13 protein-coding genes are annotated in these 15,539 nt (G+C 73.9%); 7 read left to right on the plus strand and 6 right to left on the minus strand.

Annotated features, from left to right (window positions below; all coding sequences use genetic code 11):
• The first annotated feature begins 22 nt into the window (after positions 1-22).
• The 4 genes from IH50_RS0102650 to IH50_RS0102665 all read left to right on the plus strand — a co-directional run bounded on the left by IH50_RS0102650 (position 23) and on the right by IH50_RS0102665 (position 4,546).
• Positions 23-973 carry a hypothetical protein gene (locus IH50_RS0102650; RefSeq protein WP_051767148.1) on the plus strand — a complete coding sequence of 317 codons (951 nt, stop codon included), beginning with the start codon at positions 23-25 and terminating at the stop codon, positions 971-973.
• Entirely contained in the window at positions 970-2,448 is a 1,479-nt protein-coding gene (locus tag IH50_RS0102655; RefSeq protein ID WP_234328071.1) for a peptidoglycan-binding protein, read from the plus strand. The genes IH50_RS0102650 and IH50_RS0102655 overlap by 4 nt, the downstream gene beginning before the upstream one ends.
• Complete coding sequence (locus IH50_RS0102660; RefSeq protein WP_030856750.1) at positions 2,445-3,167, plus strand: ABC transporter ATP-binding protein; 723 nt, start codon at positions 2,445-2,447, stop codon at positions 3,165-3,167. The genes IH50_RS0102655 and IH50_RS0102660 overlap by 4 nt, the downstream gene beginning before the upstream one ends.
• Before the next feature lie 185 nt (positions 3,168-3,352).
• Complete coding sequence (locus IH50_RS0102665) at positions 3,353-4,546, plus strand: ABC transporter permease (RefSeq protein ID WP_030856752.1); 1,194 nt, start codon at positions 3,353-3,355, stop codon at positions 4,544-4,546.
• On the opposite strand, the gene IH50_RS0102670 is transcribed toward IH50_RS0102665, so the two are convergent.
• Positions 4,492-4,809, minus strand: coding sequence for a hypothetical protein (locus IH50_RS0102670; protein WP_030856754.1), 318 nt, complete (start codon positions 4,807-4,809; stop codon positions 4,492-4,494). The two genes, IH50_RS0102665 and IH50_RS0102670, sit on opposite strands and share 55 nt — an antisense overlap.
• Positions 4,806-6,854 carry a hypothetical protein gene (locus tag IH50_RS0102675; RefSeq protein WP_158801148.1) on the minus strand — a complete coding sequence of 683 codons (2,049 nt, stop codon included), beginning with the start codon at positions 6,852-6,854 and terminating at the stop codon, positions 4,806-4,808. Before IH50_RS0102675 ends, IH50_RS0102670 begins: the two co-directional genes overlap by 4 nt.
• Positions 6,855-7,091: 237 nt before the next feature.
• Between IH50_RS0102675 and IH50_RS0102680 the strand changes: the two genes are divergently transcribed.
• Positions 7,092-8,486: an MFS transporter gene (locus IH50_RS0102680; RefSeq protein WP_030856758.1), complete on the plus strand. Its 1,395-nt coding sequence runs from the start codon at positions 7,092-7,094 to the stop codon at positions 8,484-8,486.
• Positions 8,483-9,673 carry an FAD-dependent monooxygenase gene (locus IH50_RS0102685; RefSeq protein ID WP_030856760.1) on the plus strand — a complete coding sequence of 397 codons (1,191 nt, stop codon included), beginning with the start codon at positions 8,483-8,485 and terminating at the stop codon, positions 9,671-9,673. Before IH50_RS0102680 ends, IH50_RS0102685 begins: the two co-directional genes overlap by 4 nt.
• On the opposite strand, the gene IH50_RS0102690 is transcribed toward IH50_RS0102685, so the two are convergent.
• Genes IH50_RS0102690 through IH50_RS0102700 form a run of 3 tightly spaced genes read right to left on the minus strand, consistent with a single transcriptional unit; the run spans position 9,661 to position 13,861 of the window.
• Positions 9,661-10,341 carry a response regulator transcription factor gene (locus IH50_RS0102690; protein WP_030856762.1) on the minus strand — a complete coding sequence of 227 codons (681 nt, stop codon included), beginning with the start codon at positions 10,339-10,341 and terminating at the stop codon, positions 9,661-9,663. The two genes, IH50_RS0102685 and IH50_RS0102690, sit on opposite strands and share 13 nt — an antisense overlap.
• Positions 10,338-11,633, minus strand: coding sequence for a sensor histidine kinase (locus tag IH50_RS0102695; RefSeq protein WP_030856764.1), 1,296 nt, complete (start codon positions 11,631-11,633; stop codon positions 10,338-10,340). The genes IH50_RS0102690 and IH50_RS0102695 overlap by 4 nt, the downstream gene beginning before the upstream one ends.
• Positions 11,630-13,861 carry an MMPL family transporter gene (locus IH50_RS0102700; RefSeq protein ID WP_030856767.1) on the minus strand — a complete coding sequence of 744 codons (2,232 nt, stop codon included), beginning with the start codon at positions 13,859-13,861 and terminating at the stop codon, positions 11,630-11,632. The genes IH50_RS0102695 and IH50_RS0102700 overlap by 4 nt, the downstream gene beginning before the upstream one ends.
• A 321-nt stretch (positions 13,862-14,182) precedes the next feature.
• Here IH50_RS0102700 and IH50_RS0102705 point away from each other — a divergent pair, with 321 nt between their 5' ends.
• Positions 14,183-14,953 (plus strand): polysaccharide deacetylase family protein, encoded by a 771-nt coding sequence (locus tag IH50_RS0102705; protein ID WP_030856769.1) that lies wholly within the window; start codon positions 14,183-14,185, stop codon positions 14,951-14,953.
• 62 nt (positions 14,954-15,015) lie between these two features.
• Here the strand turns inward: IH50_RS0102705 and IH50_RS0102710 are convergent, their stop codons facing one another.
• Positions 15,016-15,525: an inclusion body family protein gene (locus IH50_RS0102710; protein WP_030856771.1), complete on the minus strand. Its 510-nt coding sequence runs from the start codon at positions 15,523-15,525 to the stop codon at positions 15,016-15,018.
• Positions 15,526-15,539 lie beyond the last annotated feature (14 nt).

Raw genomic sequence — 15,539 nt, forward strand, 5'->3', positions numbered from 1 at the left:
CCTCCCGATCGGATGGAAGCAGATGACTCGATCCCGCACTGTCCGGAGACTGGCCGCCGCGGCGGCGGCCGGTCTGCTGCCGCTGCTGGCGGCCTGTGGCACCGGCACCGAAACCGACACCGGCTCGGAGTCCCACGCGTCGGACGGTGAGAAGACCACGGCCGGATCGTCGGGGCAGCTCGACATCCCCGCCGACGCGAACGCCGACCTCAAGAAGCAGTACCTCCTGGAGAACGCGATCGCGGCCTGCATGAAGAAGCAGGGGTTCGTCTACACCCCCGTGCCCCCCGAGGATCCCGCCGCCTCCTGGGCCACCGACGGGGCGGACTACGCGCTGACGAAGAAGTACCGGCAGAAGAACGGTTTCGGCGTCTACGCGGGCATCGTCTACCCCGGTGACGCCGGCCCGGCCGCCCGGCAGGACTCGAACAAGACACCCAACGCGGACTACGTGGCCACGCTCACCCCCGAGCAGAAGGCCTCGTACGAGAAGGCGTTGGGCGCTTTCCCCGACCCGAAGGCCGGTGAGAAGAACTGGACCGGTTGTCAGGGTGAGGCCAACAAGGAGGTCTACGGCTCCGCGTCGGCCCAGGAGCGGGGCACCGAGACCGAGGACCGGAACCAGGCCAACGCACAGGCCCTCAACGGTGATCCGAAGCTGGTCTCGCTGGCGCAGTCGTACGCCTCGTGCCTGAGGAAGGAGGGCATCCCCGTCACGACCACGCAGCCGACCGGCATCGGGGAGATGGTCAAGCTCCAGGCGCTCGGCTCCGCTCCGGCCGGCGCCGGTGTCGTCGCCGGCGTCGACGAGAACGGGAACCCCCAGGAGACCCTGAGCAAGGAGGAGGCCCTCCCGCTGCTCACCAAGGACATCGAGCTGGCGCTGCGGGACCTGGAGTGCGGCAAGGAGTTCCGGGCCGCCTACTTCCCGAAGTTCTTCAAGGCCCCGACCAGCGGGGGCGGTGCCGGGTGAGACACCGCCCCGAGCAGGCCGGCCCCCGTCCCGGAGGACGGTTCCGCAGGCTGATCGGCACCCGTTCCGGACAGCTCACGGTCGTCGTCACCGCGGTGGCGCTGGTCGGGGCGGGCGGCTGGTTCGCCGGATCGCGGATGCAGTCCCCCGCGGACGCTGCCGCCGCGCACCGGCCGCCCGAAGCCGGTCCCGTCACCGTCGCGGTCGAGCGGCGCTCGCTCACCGCGAGCGTGGTGGCCCAGGGCTCGGTGGAGTTCGACTCGCCGCGGAGCGTGACCCTGGCCGGGCCCGTCGGCTCCCCGGACGCCGGGTCCGGCGACGCGGGGGCCGGCGACGGCGTCGCCCAGCGGGTCACCAGGGCACCGGTGGCCGGGGCGGAGGTGAAGGAGGGCGATGTGCTGATGCAGGTGAGCGGGCGGCCGGTGCTGGTGCTGCGGGGCACCGTGCCGATGTACCGGACGCTGGGCCCCGGCGCCTCCGGGGACGACGTCGAACAGCTCCAGCGGGCGCTGATCCGGCTGGGCTTCAACCCCGGTTCGGCGAACGGGACGTACGGGCAGTCGGACGCCGCCGCGGTGAGCCGCTGGTACAAGAGCAAGGGCTACCGCGCCATGGAGCCCACCGTCGCCGACAAGCAGCAGCTCGGGACGCTCGAAGCGGCGGTGACCACCGCGCAGCAGGCCCTCCTCGAGGCACAGGACCCGGGCGGCGGCTCCGGGGAATCCGGTGACAGCTCCGGGGAATCCGGCGGAGGTTCCGAAAACGGCTCGGGCACCGGTGGGACCGCCGCCGAACTGCGGCTCAAGTCGGCGCGGCAGCAGCTGGACGCGGCCAACACCGCGCTCTCCGCCTTCCGGGCCGGTTACGGGACCAAGGTCCCCGCCGGCGAGGTGGTCTTCCTGCCGGAACTGCCGGCCCGGCTGGACAAGGTGTCCGCGAAGACGGGAGACACCCCCTCCGGACCGGTCGCCACGGTGACCGGCTCCAAGGTCGTGGTGCGGGCCGTGGTCCCGGCCGACGACGCCGAACTGCTCCACAAGGGCATGCGGGCCCGGGTGGAGACCACCGGCGGCACGAAGGCGGACGGTGAGGTGGTGGCACTCGGCGACGACGTGCCGAAGGACGAGCCGGCCGACGACGGCAAGCGGCAGCAGACCTCGGACGGCGGGAGCGACGGCGGTTCGGCTCCCGTACCGGTGCAGATCTCCGTACCGGCGGGAACACTGGCGAAGAACGCCGACGAATCCGCGAAGGTCACCATCGAGGTGGGCTCGTCGAAGGGCGAGGTGCTGACGGTGCCCCTCGCCGCGCTGCACACGTCCGCCGGCGGGAAGGCCCGGGTGGAGGTCGTGCGCGGCGGCGAGGTGGTGGACGTCCCCGTCGAGGCCGGGATCTCCGCGGACGGCCAGGTGGAGGTCACCCCGTCGTCCGGTGCCGCCCTGAAACCCGGCGACCAGGTGGTGGTCGGACGATGAGCGGTCCGCCGTCGCCCGCCGTGCCCGACGCGGACACGGTCATCCGGCTGACCGACGTGGGCCGGACCTTCGACTCCGAACCGCCGGTGCACGCCCTGCGCGAGGTGAACCTGACCGTCCGGCGCGGCGAGCACCTGTCGGTCGTCGGCCCGTCCGGTTCCGGCAAGTCGACGCTGCTCAACACCCTGGGGCTGCTGGACCGCCCCACCTCGGGCACCTACTGGCTCGACGGGGTGGAGACCAACGCGCTCGGCGACCTGGAGCGCACCGCGTTGCGCGGCAGCCGGATCGGGTTCGTCTTCCAGTCCTTCCACCTGCTGCCGTACCGGACCGTGGAGGAGAACGTCATGCTGGCCGAGGCCTACCGCCGGCCGCGCCCCGGGCACGGCCGGGCCGGCCGGCGTGCCCGGGCCGAGCGGGCACTGCGACGGGTGGGTCTCGCGCACCGGGCCGGCTTCAGGCCGGACCGGCTCTCCGGCGGTGAGAGACAGCGGGTGGCGATCGCCCGGGCGCTGATGAGCGACCCCGCCCTGCTGCTCTGCGACGAGCCCACCGGCAACCTCGACAGCGAGAACACCGAGTCGGTGCTGGACCTCTTCGGCCGGCTCGGCGAGCAGGGCATGACCCTGGTGGTGATCACGCACGAGGAGGCGGTCAGCGGGCGGGCCCACAGACGGGTGAGGATCAGCGACGGACGGCTCACCGAGGAGCACCGATGAGGTCCCGGACACACGCCCCGCGAGCCGCGGCCTCCGCGGACACGGCACGGGCCGAAGGGACCGCACGGGCCAGGAGGAGCGCACGGGCCGGAAGGAGCGCACGGGCCTGGGGAAGACCGCGGGCCGGAGGAAGACCACGGCCCGCGGGAAGACCACGGGCCGGGGGGACCCCCGAGCGTCCCTGGATGGACTTCAGGGACCTGTGGTCCGAGGCGCTGGCGGGGGTGCTCGCCCGCCCGATGCGCTCCGCCCTGACCACGCTGGGCACCGTCCTGGGCATCACCACCCTGGTCATCACCATCGGGGTCTCCTCCACGGCGGGCAACCAGATCGTGGGCCGGTTCGACGCCCTGACCGCCACCTCGGTCACGGTGGGGGTGCCCTCCGTGGCCTCGGCCGGCTCCGGTCCGCTCGTGGACTGGTCGGGGGTCGACGCGGTGCGCCGGCTGGCCGGGGTCGAGTCGGTGGCGGCGATCGCCGACTCCCAGGAGACCGCGGGCGTCGAGGTGCGCGCCCACCACGTGGCCACTCCCGGTGAGACCGGCGGCCGGACCATGGCCGTCGTCGCCGCGTCCCCCGCGCTGCCGGCCGCGGTACGGGGCGGGATGACCGCCGGACGCTTCCTCGACGAGGGGGACATCGCCCGGCACGACCGGGTGGCGGTCCTCGGCGACCAGGCGGCGCGGCTCCTCGGCATCGACTCGGTCGAGGACGCCCCCGCGGTCTTCCTGGAGGGCCAGGCGTACACGGTGATCGGGATACTCGGCGGAGTGGAGCGGGAACAGCAGCTCGCCACGGCGGTGATCCTGCCGCCCACGACGGCCGCGGACCGGATGGGGCTGGGGACCGTGACCCGGGTCCTGATCAACACCGCGCTCGGCGCGGCCGGCCAGGTCGCCCGCCAGGCGCCGATCGCGCTGGCCCCCGGAGCCGAGGCCTCCCTGACCGTGACGGCACCGGCCGATCCCGCCGAGGCCCGCAAGGGGGTGCAGGGGGACGTCGACGGCCTGTTCCTGATCCTCGGGCTGGTCTCGCTGGTGGTCGGGGCCATCGGCATCGCCAACGTGACGCTGGTGACGGTCATCGAACGGACCGGGGAGATCGGACTGCGCCGCGCCCTCGGGGCCTCGCGGCGTCAGGTCGCCGGCCAGTTCCTGGTGGAGTCGACGACGATCGGGCTCCTCGGCGGTGTCGTGGGCGCCGCCCTGGGCATGGTCGTGGTGGTGACCGTCTCCGCCGTCAAGGAGTGGACGCCGGTCCTGGACGTCCGCCTCGCCCTCGGAGCCCCGGTCGCCGGAGCCCTGGTGGGGCTCCTGGCCGGCCTCTACCCGTCACTGCGGGCCTCCCGTATGGAACCGGTCGACGCCCTGCGCGCGTAGGCGTGCCGCGTCCGCACGCCCGGCCGGTCGCACGGGGCGCCGGCCGGATCCCCGAAGGTCCGGTTCGGGTCGTCCGGGTCGCTGAATCCCCGTACGGCCCCCTCCGCCTCGCCGAGCGGGACGGCGTCGCCGTGGCCGAGGCGGGCCTCGGACTCCACCGCGTGGTGCGCCTGCTTCTCCGGTGAGCAGGTGAGCGGGCCGCCGAGTCCGTCCAGGTCGTCCCGGACGAAGCTCTCACGCCGGCCGCCCGCCGGGGCCCTCACGCCGAGGGTCCCCGTCCCTCCTCGACCAGTTCCCACGCCCGGGCGAACAGTTCCGGCAAGGTGCGGGTGGGCAGTGGGAGCGGGTTCTCCAGGCGGCCGTTGTAGGAGCGTTCCAGCCCGAGCAGTTCCGCCTTCCACGCCTCCATGGGCTGGTAGGGCTTGCCGGCGTGGATCCACTCGCCCGGCAGGAAGAGCCGGCGGCCCGCGCGGGCGCGTCCGTCCTCGACGGCCAGGCCGTGCTCGACCAGCACGGCGGCGGCCTTCTGGTGCCGGGCGGGCTTCCAGCCGTTCCACGTACGGATGGCGCGGTCGACCGGCGCGTACAGGGTCAGCAGTTGGAGGTAGAGCGCCGCCGCGTCCTCGTCGACGCCGAGTCCGCGGGCGGCCCGGCCCAGTACGCCGGGCGCGGAGAACACCGGGTTCGTCTCGTAGGTCCCCGGCGGCAGCGAGGAGTCCTCGAGCCGCTCGACGACGCGCGCGCAGACCGGGCCGCGCAGCCACTCGACCAGCCCGAGGTCGGGGTCGTAGCGGGAGTCCGACCGGGCCTCCCGCAGCGTCCGGGAACGCTCGTCGTCGCCGTGGAACGCCGGGCGGAAGTACAGCCTGGGCCGGGACCGCACGCCTGCGCGGTCGACGACGCCGTCCACGACCACGGTCAGTCCGTCGTCGGCGCTCGCGACGTCCAGCGGTTCCGGTCCGGCGTAGGGGCGCGAGCCGAACCTGTCGTGCACATCGGCGACCTCGTGTCCCACCGCGGGGTGGAGGTGGCCGGCGTCCAGCAGCAGGCCCGGGTGGTCCAGCCGCTCGCTCAGCGCCCGTACGAGGCCGGGTGCCCCGGCGCGGACCGGGTCACCGGCGGGAAGCTCCGCGTAGACCCGGAAGAGGTTCGGCACGACGACGTGCAGGGTGTCCCTGAAATCGACGAGGTCCCAGCCCCCGGCGGTCGGGAAGGGGCGGAAGTCGCTGTTCCGGATCCAGGTGTCGAGGTTCGAGCCGAGACCGCGTATCGAGGCGTGGTCGGTGAACGCCGCGCAGAAGCGGCCCGCCGACAGCCGGACCTGATCCACCCCGATGAACGTGTCGAAGGTGCGCTCCGGGACCACGGTCCGCCTGCCGTACCGCTCCCGCCACGCGTGCGCGATCCGCCGCGCCACCGCGCGCATGCCCTGCGGCTCCCACAGCTCGGCGGGGTCCCCGGGCAGTACGTCCGCCAGCAGTCCGAGGCGGTCGGGCGGGCTCATCCGGCCGGGCTCGCGGACGCCGTCCTCGACCTCGGCCACCTTGAGCCGGTGGATCCTCCGCTCCCGGTCGTCGAGGTGCGGCAGATATCCCCCGGAGACCATCCCCGCCAGGGCGAAGGACGCCGCCGCCCGGCCCATCCCCGTACCGTCCCGCAGCTCGGCCACCGCGTCGAGGTCCCACGGCACCGGACCGCGCTCCCGGACGAGGTCCACCAGCCGCCGGAGCTGCCCCGCGTCGCCCCATCCCCCGCACGGGACGCCGGTCACCTCCTCGATCGTCCCCAGGCCCGGCGGATCCGCCTCCCCCGCCCGCAGGTCGACGAACTTCCGCAGCCCTCCGGCGGACCAGCCGACCGCGACAGCCGCCCCCCGCTCGTCCCGGACGGCCTCGGGGCCGCCCTCGGCCACCCGCACGAGCCCGGTGCGTATCCGGGCGGGGGAATCGGCGAAGGGGCTGTCCGCCCAGATCTCCAGCAGCGCGAGCAGCCGCCGGCGCCGCTCGTCGCGGGTGGGCTCCACGGCGGCACGCAACGCCACGGCACCGATCCGCCCGATGAACCGTGTCCAGGACCCCTCCCCCGCCCGGCCCGGACCCTCCCCCGGTTCCCCCCACCCGGCCAGGTAGCGCCCCGTCCGCTCGATACCGGCCAGCGCCCCCGTGCCGCTCCAGTACCCCGCGCCGTCCACGAGCCCGCCCAGCGCGGTGGCCACGCCGTGGTCGTCCAGGGCCGCCGTTCCGGGCCGCGCCGTCAGCAGCTCGCTCGCCGTCATCCCGTCTCCCCGTACCGTGCTCGAACGCTCCACGGGGAGATCATGACGTACGGGTCCGACAACGGGGCGCGGCTCCCGACAGGCCGTCACCCCCCGGGCCGGGAACACGGTTCCCGTGGTGCGCGGGCACCAGGACACGGGGGCGGCTGGTCCGGACGCACCAGGGGAGAACGGCGTCGGCGGACGATGCCCGGCGGGGCGCCGGAGGGGAGCGTGGGAGGCGCGCGCATCCCGCGCGTTCGCTCTCCTCCGACGACGTGAAGGACCTCCATGTCCCAAGCTGTGGTTTCCCCGGTCCGTATCGGGAGGCTGTCGATCGCCGCCCTCGGAGTCCTGGCGCTCGCCCTCGGCACCCTGCAGTCGGTGGTGGAGCCCGCGCTCCCGCTGCTGCAGGGCGAGTTGGGGGTCGGCCCCGGCGAAGGGGCCCTGGTCGCCAACGCGTTACTCGTCACCGGCGCGGTCACCGCACCCGTCGCGGGCAAACTCGGCGACCGGTACGGCGGGAAGCGGGTGCTGGTCTGTCTGGCGGCCCTGGTCTCGGCCGGTGGCCTGCTGGCCGGCCTGGCGCCGAACCTGCCGGTGCTGCTGCTCGGCCAGGTGCTGCAGGGCGTCATGGTGGGCGCGCTGCCCCTCTCCTTCGTCCTGGTGCGCACACACCTCCCGGCGGGGGAGTCGCAGGTGGCGATCGGAGTGGTCGTCGCGCTGTTCACGGGCGGCGGCATGGTGGGGACGGCGGTCGCCGGGCCGATCGCGGAAGGACTGTCCTGGCACTGGATGTTCACGCTGCCGACGGTCGCGGTCGCCGCGGCGGCGCTGGCCGTGACCCGGCTGATGCCGCACGATCCGCCGGTCCGGCCGGACGACCGGATCGACTGGCCCGGCGTGGTCCTGCTGAGCGGCACGCTGCTCACGTTCATGGTCGGGCTCGTGACGGTGACGGACTCCGGCCTGCCGCCCCTCGCGACCGGCGCCCTCGCGGTGGCCGTGGCCGCCCTCGCGACCGGATGGGTCGTCGTGGAGCGCCGGTCGGCCGCGCCGATGGTCGACCTGCGCATGCTGGCCAAGCCCGCGATGCGGGACGCGTTCGCACTCACCTTCGTCATCACCGCCAGCTTCGGGATGGTGGCCTTCCTGCTTCCGCAGCTGTTCGCGGTCCCGGCCGACGGGTACGGCTTCGGGGCCGACACCACCGACATCGGGCTGTTCCTGCTGCCCGGCGCGATCGCCGGGGCGGTGAGCGACTCGGTCGGCGGTCTCGCGGCGCGGCGCTTCGGCCCGCGTGCCGTGGTCGTCGCGGGCACCGTCGTCACGGCGGCCACGCTGATCGCCCTGGCGTCGGTGCACACCGCCGCGTGGCAGCTCGTCCTCGCCAAGGCGCTGACCGCGTTCGCCGCGGGCGCCGGCACCACGGCGCTGCTCGCCGGCACCGCCACCGCCGTCGAGGCCAAGGACACCGGCATCGCCACCGGTCTGCTCGTGGTGACCCGCGTGATCGGCGTCGCCCTGGGCGCCCAGGCCGGCGCCGCGATCCTCGACGCCGGGGCCGACCCGGTGACGGGCCTGGCGGCCGAATCGGCCTTCGTCACCGGGTTCGCCGTCGCCGGCCTCGTCGCCGCGCTGTCCCTGCTCGTCGTCCGCATCACCAGGAAAGAGGTCCAGGCATGACCAGGAAGCGCACGGTTCTGATCTCCGGGGCCAGTATCGCCGGGCCCGCCCTGGCGTACTGGCTGCACCGGTACGGGTTCGCGGTCACCGTGGTGGAGAAGGCGGGCGCACCGCGCGACGGCGGCTACCCGGTCGACGTCCGCGGGACCGCGGTCGAGGTGGTCCGGCGGATGGGGATCCTGCCGCGGCTGCGGGACGCGCACATCGCCCCGCGTCGCGTCACGTTCCTCGACGCCGACGGCGGTGAGGTGGCCTCGGTCAAGGCGCACGCCGTCGCCGGCGGCGTCGAGGGACAGGACCTGGAGATACGCCGCGGGGATCTGACCGCGAGCCTCCACGCGCTGGTCCGCGACGACGTGGAGTTCCTCTTCGACGACTCCGTCGACACCCTCGACCAGTCCGGCCGAGGCGTCGACGTCACGTTCCGCGGTGGACTACGGCGTACGTTCGACCTGGTGGTCGGCGCCGACGGCACGCACTCGCACACCCGGGGGCTCCTGTTCGGCCCCGAGGAGCGGTTCCACCACTACCTCGGCCACTGCTTCGCCCTCTTCACCATGCCGAACGCCCTCGGTCTCTCCCACGAGATCGTGATGTGGAACACCCCGGGGAGGGCCGCCGCCCTCTACGCCGTCGGGGGCGCCGGCGACGAGGTGCACGCCTTCCTGGACTTCCACCGGCCGCAGCCGCCGTCGGACGCCCTCCGGAACCCCGACGCCCAGCGGGACCTGGTCGCCCAGACCTTCGCGGACGCGGGCTGGGAGGTCCCCGGCATGATCGCCGCCCTGCGCGACGCGGACGACCTGTTCTTCGACACGGCCGGCCAGATCCGTATGCCCCGCTGGTCCCGCGGCCGGGTCGCGCTGGTCGGCGACGCCGCGTACGCGCCCTCGTTCCTCACCGGGCAGGGGTCGAGCCTCGCGCTGGCCGGTGCCCACACGCTCGCCCACGCCCTGGCCGCGCACCGGGACCACACCGAGGCCTTCGCCGCCCACGAACGCGGCCTGCGCGGGTTCGTGGACCTGAACCAGGCACTGGTCGCGGACGGCGCGGCCACGCTCTTCCCCACCACGGCCCAGGCCCTGGAGCGGCGCGACGCCATGCTGCGCGGTCTGGTCACCCTGCCCTCCGCGCCGGTACGCCCCGCCCACTCGGCCCTCACCCTGCCGGAGGACTACGACACCTGACCGGGGCCGGCCCGGGCCAGGCCCGTCCGGTAGGCGATGACGACGAGCTGGGCCCGGTCGCGGGCCTCCAGCTTCGTCATGGCGCGCTGCACGTGGGCGCGGACGGTGAAGGGGCTGAGGTGCATCCGCTCGGCGATCTCCTGGTTGGACAGGCCGGTCGCGACCAGGGCCACCATCTCGCGTTCGCGCGGGGTGAGCACGGCGAGCCGTTCGGCGTGGTGGGCCGGGACGTCGTCCGGGGTGGCCAGGAAACGGGCGACCAGGGAGCGGGTCGCGGCGGGGGACAGCAGGGTGTCGCCCTCGGCGATCGTCCGTACGGCGTCCGCCAGGTCCTCGGCCCCGATGCCCTTGCCGATGAAGCCGCCGGCCCCCGCGCGCAGCGCCTGGGCGACGTACTCGTCGGTCTCGTACGTGGTGAGGATCAGGACGCGGCTGGCCCGCAGGTCCGGGTCCGCGCAGATCTCCGCCGTGGCGGTGAGGCCGTCCACCTCGGGCATCCGGATGTCCATGACCACCACGTCGGGGCGCAGTTGCCGGGTGAGGCGCACCGCCTCCCTGCCGTCGCCGGCCTCGCCGACGACGGTGATGTCGTCGGTGCTGTCGAGCAGCATCCGGAAGGCCCCGCGCAGCAGGGCCTGGTCGTCGGCGAGCAGCACCCGGAGCGTCACGGCGCGTCCCCGTCCGCTCCGTCGCCCGTCCGTCCTGCGGCCATCCGGTCCTCCTCGGTGGTCGTCGCTCCGTCGGTCCCCCGTGCCGTGTCCCTGGCGGGCGGGAGGGGCAGTTCGGTGGAGACGAGGAAGCCGCCCTCGGGGCGGCTGCCCGCGAAGAGCCGTCCCCCGACCGCGGTGGCACGTTCCCGCATCCCGATCAGACCGTAACCGGGCGGGCGGTCCGCCGTGGCGGACCCGTGCGATCCCGTACGGGTGCCCTTGCCGTCGTCGGCGACGGTGACGGTCACCCGGTCGCGGTTCCAGGCGAGGCCCACCCGGGCGCTGCCGGTGCCGGCGTGCTTGGTCACGTTGGTCAGGGCCTCCTGGACGATGCGGTAGGCGGTGAGGTCCACTCCCGGCGGCAGCGGCCTGGCCGTGCCCTCCTGGTGGACCGTCACCTCCAGGCCCGCGCGGCGGAAGGACTCCAGGAGCGTGGGGAGCCGGGCCAGTCCGGGCGCCGGTTCGGCGGGCGCGGCCGCGTCCCCGGACTGGCGCAGCAGACCGACCGTGGCCCGCAGCTCGTCGAGCGCGTGGCCGGTGGTCTCGACGAGCTCCGCCAGGCTCTTGCGGGTCTGCTCCGGGCGGGTGTCGAAGAGGTGGGCGGCGACCGTGGCCTGCGCGTTGGCCAGGGTGATCTGATGGGCCACCAGGTCGTGCAGTTCGCGGGCGATGCGCACCCGTTCCTCGGCCACCCGTCTGCGCGCCTCGCGGTCCCAACTCTCCTCGGCCCGCCGGGCCCGCTCCTCCACGGCCGCCAGGTAGGCCCGCCGGTTGCGCACCGAGTGGCCGAGCACACCGGCCACCAGCAGGACCGCCGCCATCACCCCCATCCTGCTCGCGTCCTTCCACGAGAAGCCCCCGGACAAAGGGACGGAGGCGGCCAGTACCGCGGAAGCGAGCAGCACCGCGCCCGCCGCGCGTCGTTCGGTGCGCGCGGCGAGCGTGTAGGAGTAGGCGGTGATCACGGCGGGGGCCACGATGAGCGGGGTCAGCAGGAGGCCCAGGGGCGGCACCAGCACGCCGGCCGCGGTCGTGGCCGCCAGCACGGCCAGGGGCGCCCTGTGCCGCGCCGGCAGCACGGCGCAGGACACCACGGCGATGACGTAGGCGGCGGCGGACGGCGGTGACAGCGTGTCGTCGACCTGCACCACGCCGCCGAGCAGACAGAGCGCGAACGCCGTCGCCGTGACCGCGGCCTCCCGCGGCCACGTGGCACGTGGTCGCGGGAGGCCGTCACTCGTGTGTGTCATGGCCGGCGGCCGGCGGGGAGCGGCGCCGCCGCGTCCGGCAGGGGCGCGGAGGCCGGGTCCCGCCTGCTCAGTGCCTCGCCCTCGATGTCCACGTTCGGCAGCACGCGGTCCAGGATACGGGGCAGCCACCAGGCCCGGTGGCCGAGCAGCGCCAGGACCGCGGGGGCGATCGCCATCCGGACCACGAAGGCGTCGAAGGCGACGGCGGAGGCCAGGCCGACGCCCATCGTCTGGATGGTCGGGCTGCTCATCCCGACGAATCCGGCGAACACGCTGATCATGATGACCGCCGCCGCGGCCACCACGCGTCCGCTGTGCCGGAACCCGTTGACGACCGCCTCGGCGGAGGACGCGCCGTGGACGTAGGCCTCCCGCATCCGGGTGAGGAGGAAGACCTCGTAGTCCATGGCGAGGCCGAAGACGATGCCGATGACGAGGATCGGCATCAGCGACATGACCGGTCCGGTCTGCTCGATGCCGAGCAGGTCCGCCGCCCAGCCCCACTGGAAGACGGCGACGAGGACGCCGAAGGCGGCACCCACCGACAGCAGGAAGCCGAGCGCGGCCTTGACCGGGACCAGGACCGAGCGGAAGACCACCAGCAGCAGGAGCACCGCCAGGCCGATGACGACGGTCAGGTAGGGGAGGAGGGCGTCGGCCATGGCCTCGGAGATGTCGATGTTCAGCGCGGTTCCGCCGGTCACGAAGACGTCGGCGCCGGTGTCGGCCCCGGTCTCCGCGACCGTGTCCCGCAGCGCGTGCACCAGGTCCTTGGTCTCGCCGCTGTTCGGCGCGGTCTCGGGCACGACGGTGAGGAGGGCCGTGTCCTCGTTCTCGCCGATCACCGGTTCGCCGACCGAGGCGATCCCGTCCACGCCCCGTACGGCCTTGACGACCAGGTCCGTGGCGGTGCGGGGGTCCTCGGACCTGGAGGTGTCCACGACCACGGTCAGCGGGCCGTTGAAGCCGGGGCCGAAGCCCTCCGACAGCAGGTCGTAGGCGCGCCGCTGGGTGGTCTGCACCGACTTGGACTCGTCGCCGGGCAGCCCGAGTTCGAGGTTCAGCACCGGCAGGGCGACGGTGCCCAGGCCGAGGACGGCGGTCACCAGCACGGCGACCGGCCGGCGCAGCACGAACCGCGCCCAGCGGGTGGCGAGCCCGGGCCGGCCGGCCCCGGCGGGCACCGGGTGCGGGCGGGCGCCGGCCGTGCGCAGGGCGCGGGGCAGCACCCGTCGGCCGAAGAGGCCGAACAGCGCGGGGGTGAGGGTCAGCGCGACGAGCACGGCGAGGGCCACGGCGCCCGCGCCGCCCAGGCCCATCCTGGTGAGTTCGGGGATGCCGACGACGCCCAGCCCGGCCAGGGCGATGAGGACGGTCGCGCCGGCGAAGACGACGGCGGATCCGGCCGTGCCCACCGCCCGGCCGGCGGCCTCCTCCGGTTCGCTGCCCCGGGCGCGCTCGTCGTGGAAGCGGGAGGTGATGAAGAGCGCGTAGTCGATGCCGACCGCCAGGCCCAGCATCAGCGCCAGGATGGCGACGGTGGACGTCAGGCCCAGTGGTACGGCCAGCGCGGTGACCAGGCCGAAGGCGACGGCCACACCGAGGAGGGCGGTCAGCAGCGACAGTCCGGCCGCGGCCAGCGAACCGAGGGTGAGGACCAGCACCACCGCCGCCACCAGCACGCCGACGAGCTCCGTCGTACCGCCCGGTTCCTCCTCCGCCTCCAGGGCCGAGCCGCCGATCTCCACGGTCAGCCCCGCGTCCCGGCCCCGGTCCGCGGCGTCCTCCAGGACGCTCTTCGTGGCCTCGGTCAGGTCGAGGGCGCCCACGGTGTAGGTGATCGTGGAGTAGGCGACGGTGCCGTCCTCGCTGACGGCGCCGGTCTCGTAGGGGTCGGTGGCCGACGCGACCTGGCCGCCCCCGTCCAGTGAGCCGAGCGTGTCCTCGACGGCGGCCCTGTTCTCCGCGGCCGTCACCCGCTGCCCGTCGGGGGCCCGGAACACCAGGCGGGCCTCGGCGCCCTGGGAGTCGCTCTCGGGGAACCGCTCGTCCAGCAGGTCGAACGCCTTCTGCGACTCGGTGCCGGGCATGGAGAGGTCCTCCTCCTCCCCGGCCGGCGCCACGGCGGCGGCGACCACGGCCAGCACCAGGACGCTCAGCCACACACCGCCCACGAGCCGGCGCCGCCGGAAGGCCCACCGTCCGATCCGGTACAGATATGCCGCCACTTGCCGATCACTCCAGACACCGCTGAGGGAAGGGGAACGCGCGGGATCCGCGCGCCTTCCACATTTCCCTCCGGCGCCCCCGGCGGGCATCGTCCTCGGCCGCCGTCCTCCCCTGGTGCGTCCGGACCAGCCGCCCCGGTTCCTGGTGCGTACGCACTACGGGCCGGTCCGCCGGCCACCGTTCGTCGAGTTGTCCCCGAACTCTTCCGGCATTGTCCGCGATCGGTAACGGACGCATCCCGAGGGCACCGGGCTCCGTCATGTCAGGTGGGTTCGGGGTGGCCGGGGCCCGACGGACAACTATGCGAGGGCGGGGCGGACATGGCACGGCACGGCGGCGGGCGGGGCTGGTACGGCAAGCTGGTCGGGGCGGCACTCGGGGTGACGGTGCTCGCCGTCGGCGCCTCGGTGTGGACCGCGCAGGCCGGTCCCGTGAGCGGTTCGCCGAAGGCGACCGCGTCCGCCGCGCCGGGTGGTGACGCCAAGCCGGTCGACGTGAGCATCGTGCACGCCTCGGACGCGGGGGCGCGCGGCGTCAACATCACCATCGACGACGGCCCCGACCCCGCGTGGACCCCCGAAGTCCTCGACATCCTGCGGGAGTACGGGGTGAAGGCCACGTTCTGCGTGACGGGGATCCAGGCCCAGGCCCACCCGGACCTCGTGAAGGAGGTCGTCGCGGCCGGGCACCGGCTGTGCAACCACACGGTGTCGCACGACACCACCATGGACAAGAAGTCCGAGGCCTACCAGTCGAAGGAGATCCTCGACGCCGAACGCATGATCATCAAGGCGTCCGGGGGTGTCCGGTCGATGTACTACCGCGCCCCCGGCGGGGCCTTCACCCCCTACAGCCGCGAGCTGGCCGCCTCCAAGGGAATGCGCCCGCTGGGCTGGAACGTGGACACCAAGGACTTCGAGCAGCCGGGCGCCGACGCCATCGTCGCCACCGTCCAGCGGGAGATCTCCAACGGGCCGACCGTCCTCTTCCACGACGCGGGCGGCGACCGCGCCCAGACCGTCGAGGCCCTGCGCCGCGTCCTGCCCTGGCTCAAGGAGCAGGGCTACACCTTCGGCTTCCCGGTGCGCTGAGCCCGCGGTCCCTCCGCGACCGCCACGTCACGGAGGGACCGGTGTTCACCCGGGGGCCGCCGTCAGGGCCGCTCGATGGTGATGAAGGGGTCCCACTGGAAGTAGCCCTTCAGGTTGCGGTGGCGGTCCAGGATCTGGAAGTAGAAGTGGTACACGACCTTGCCGGTCCGCTTGACCGTCGTCCGCCAGTAGTGGTCCTCGTACTCCTGGGTCGTGAACGCCGGCGTCCCCTCGCTCCCCTCCTGCGGCATCGGGTAGACGCCGTCGACGACCTCGATCTCCGGGGTCCTGATGAGCACGTGGTCGTTGTCGCTGCTCACGTACCGGTACAGGAGTGCCTTGTAGTCGCTGCCGAGCGACAGCGTCGTCTCCCGCCACTTGACGCTGTCACCGGGTTCGGCCCGGAGGTTCAGCTCGGCGCCCGAGGTGCCGATGATGTGGTCCTGGCGTGTGGTCATGTAGATCAGGCTCTGGTCGACGTAGGTCGGTGCGTCGGGGTTCCGCGACGCACCGGGGTTGCGTTCGACGATCGTGGCCGCGTCGAACGCGATCAGCACGTTGAGTTCAGCCATGTCCTGTCCCTTTC

It is taken from the genome of Streptomyces sp. NRRL S-37, assembly GCF_000721605.1.
Lineage (GTDB): Bacteria > Actinomycetota > Actinomycetes > Streptomycetales > Streptomycetaceae > Streptomyces.

Coding starts and splice junctions, on each gene's coding strand:
- IH50_RS0102650 (WP_051767148.1), top strand. CDS start 23: ATGACTCGATCCCGCACTGTCCGGAGACTGGCCGCCGCGGCGGCGGCC.
- IH50_RS0102660 (WP_030856750.1), top strand. CDS start 2,445: ATGAGCGGTCCGCCGTCGCCCGCCGTGCCCGACGCGGACACGGTCATC.
- IH50_RS0102665 (WP_030856752.1), top strand. CDS start 3,353: ATGGACTTCAGGGACCTGTGGTCCGAGGCGCTGGCGGGGGTGCTCGCC.
- IH50_RS0102680 (WP_030856758.1), top strand. CDS start 7,092: ATGTCCCAAGCTGTGGTTTCCCCGGTCCGTATCGGGAGGCTGTCGATC.
- IH50_RS0102685 (WP_030856760.1), top strand. CDS start 8,483: ATGACCAGGAAGCGCACGGTTCTGATCTCCGGGGCCAGTATCGCCGGG.
- IH50_RS0102695 (WP_030856764.1), bottom strand. CDS start 11,633: ATGACACACACGAGTGACGGCCTCCCGCGACCACGTGCCACGTGGCCG.
- IH50_RS0102705 (WP_030856769.1), top strand. CDS start 14,183: ATGGCACGGCACGGCGGCGGGCGGGGCTGGTACGGCAAGCTGGTCGGG.
- IH50_RS0102710 (WP_030856771.1), bottom strand. CDS start 15,525: ATGGCTGAACTCAACGTGCTGATCGCGTTCGACGCGGCCACGATCGTC.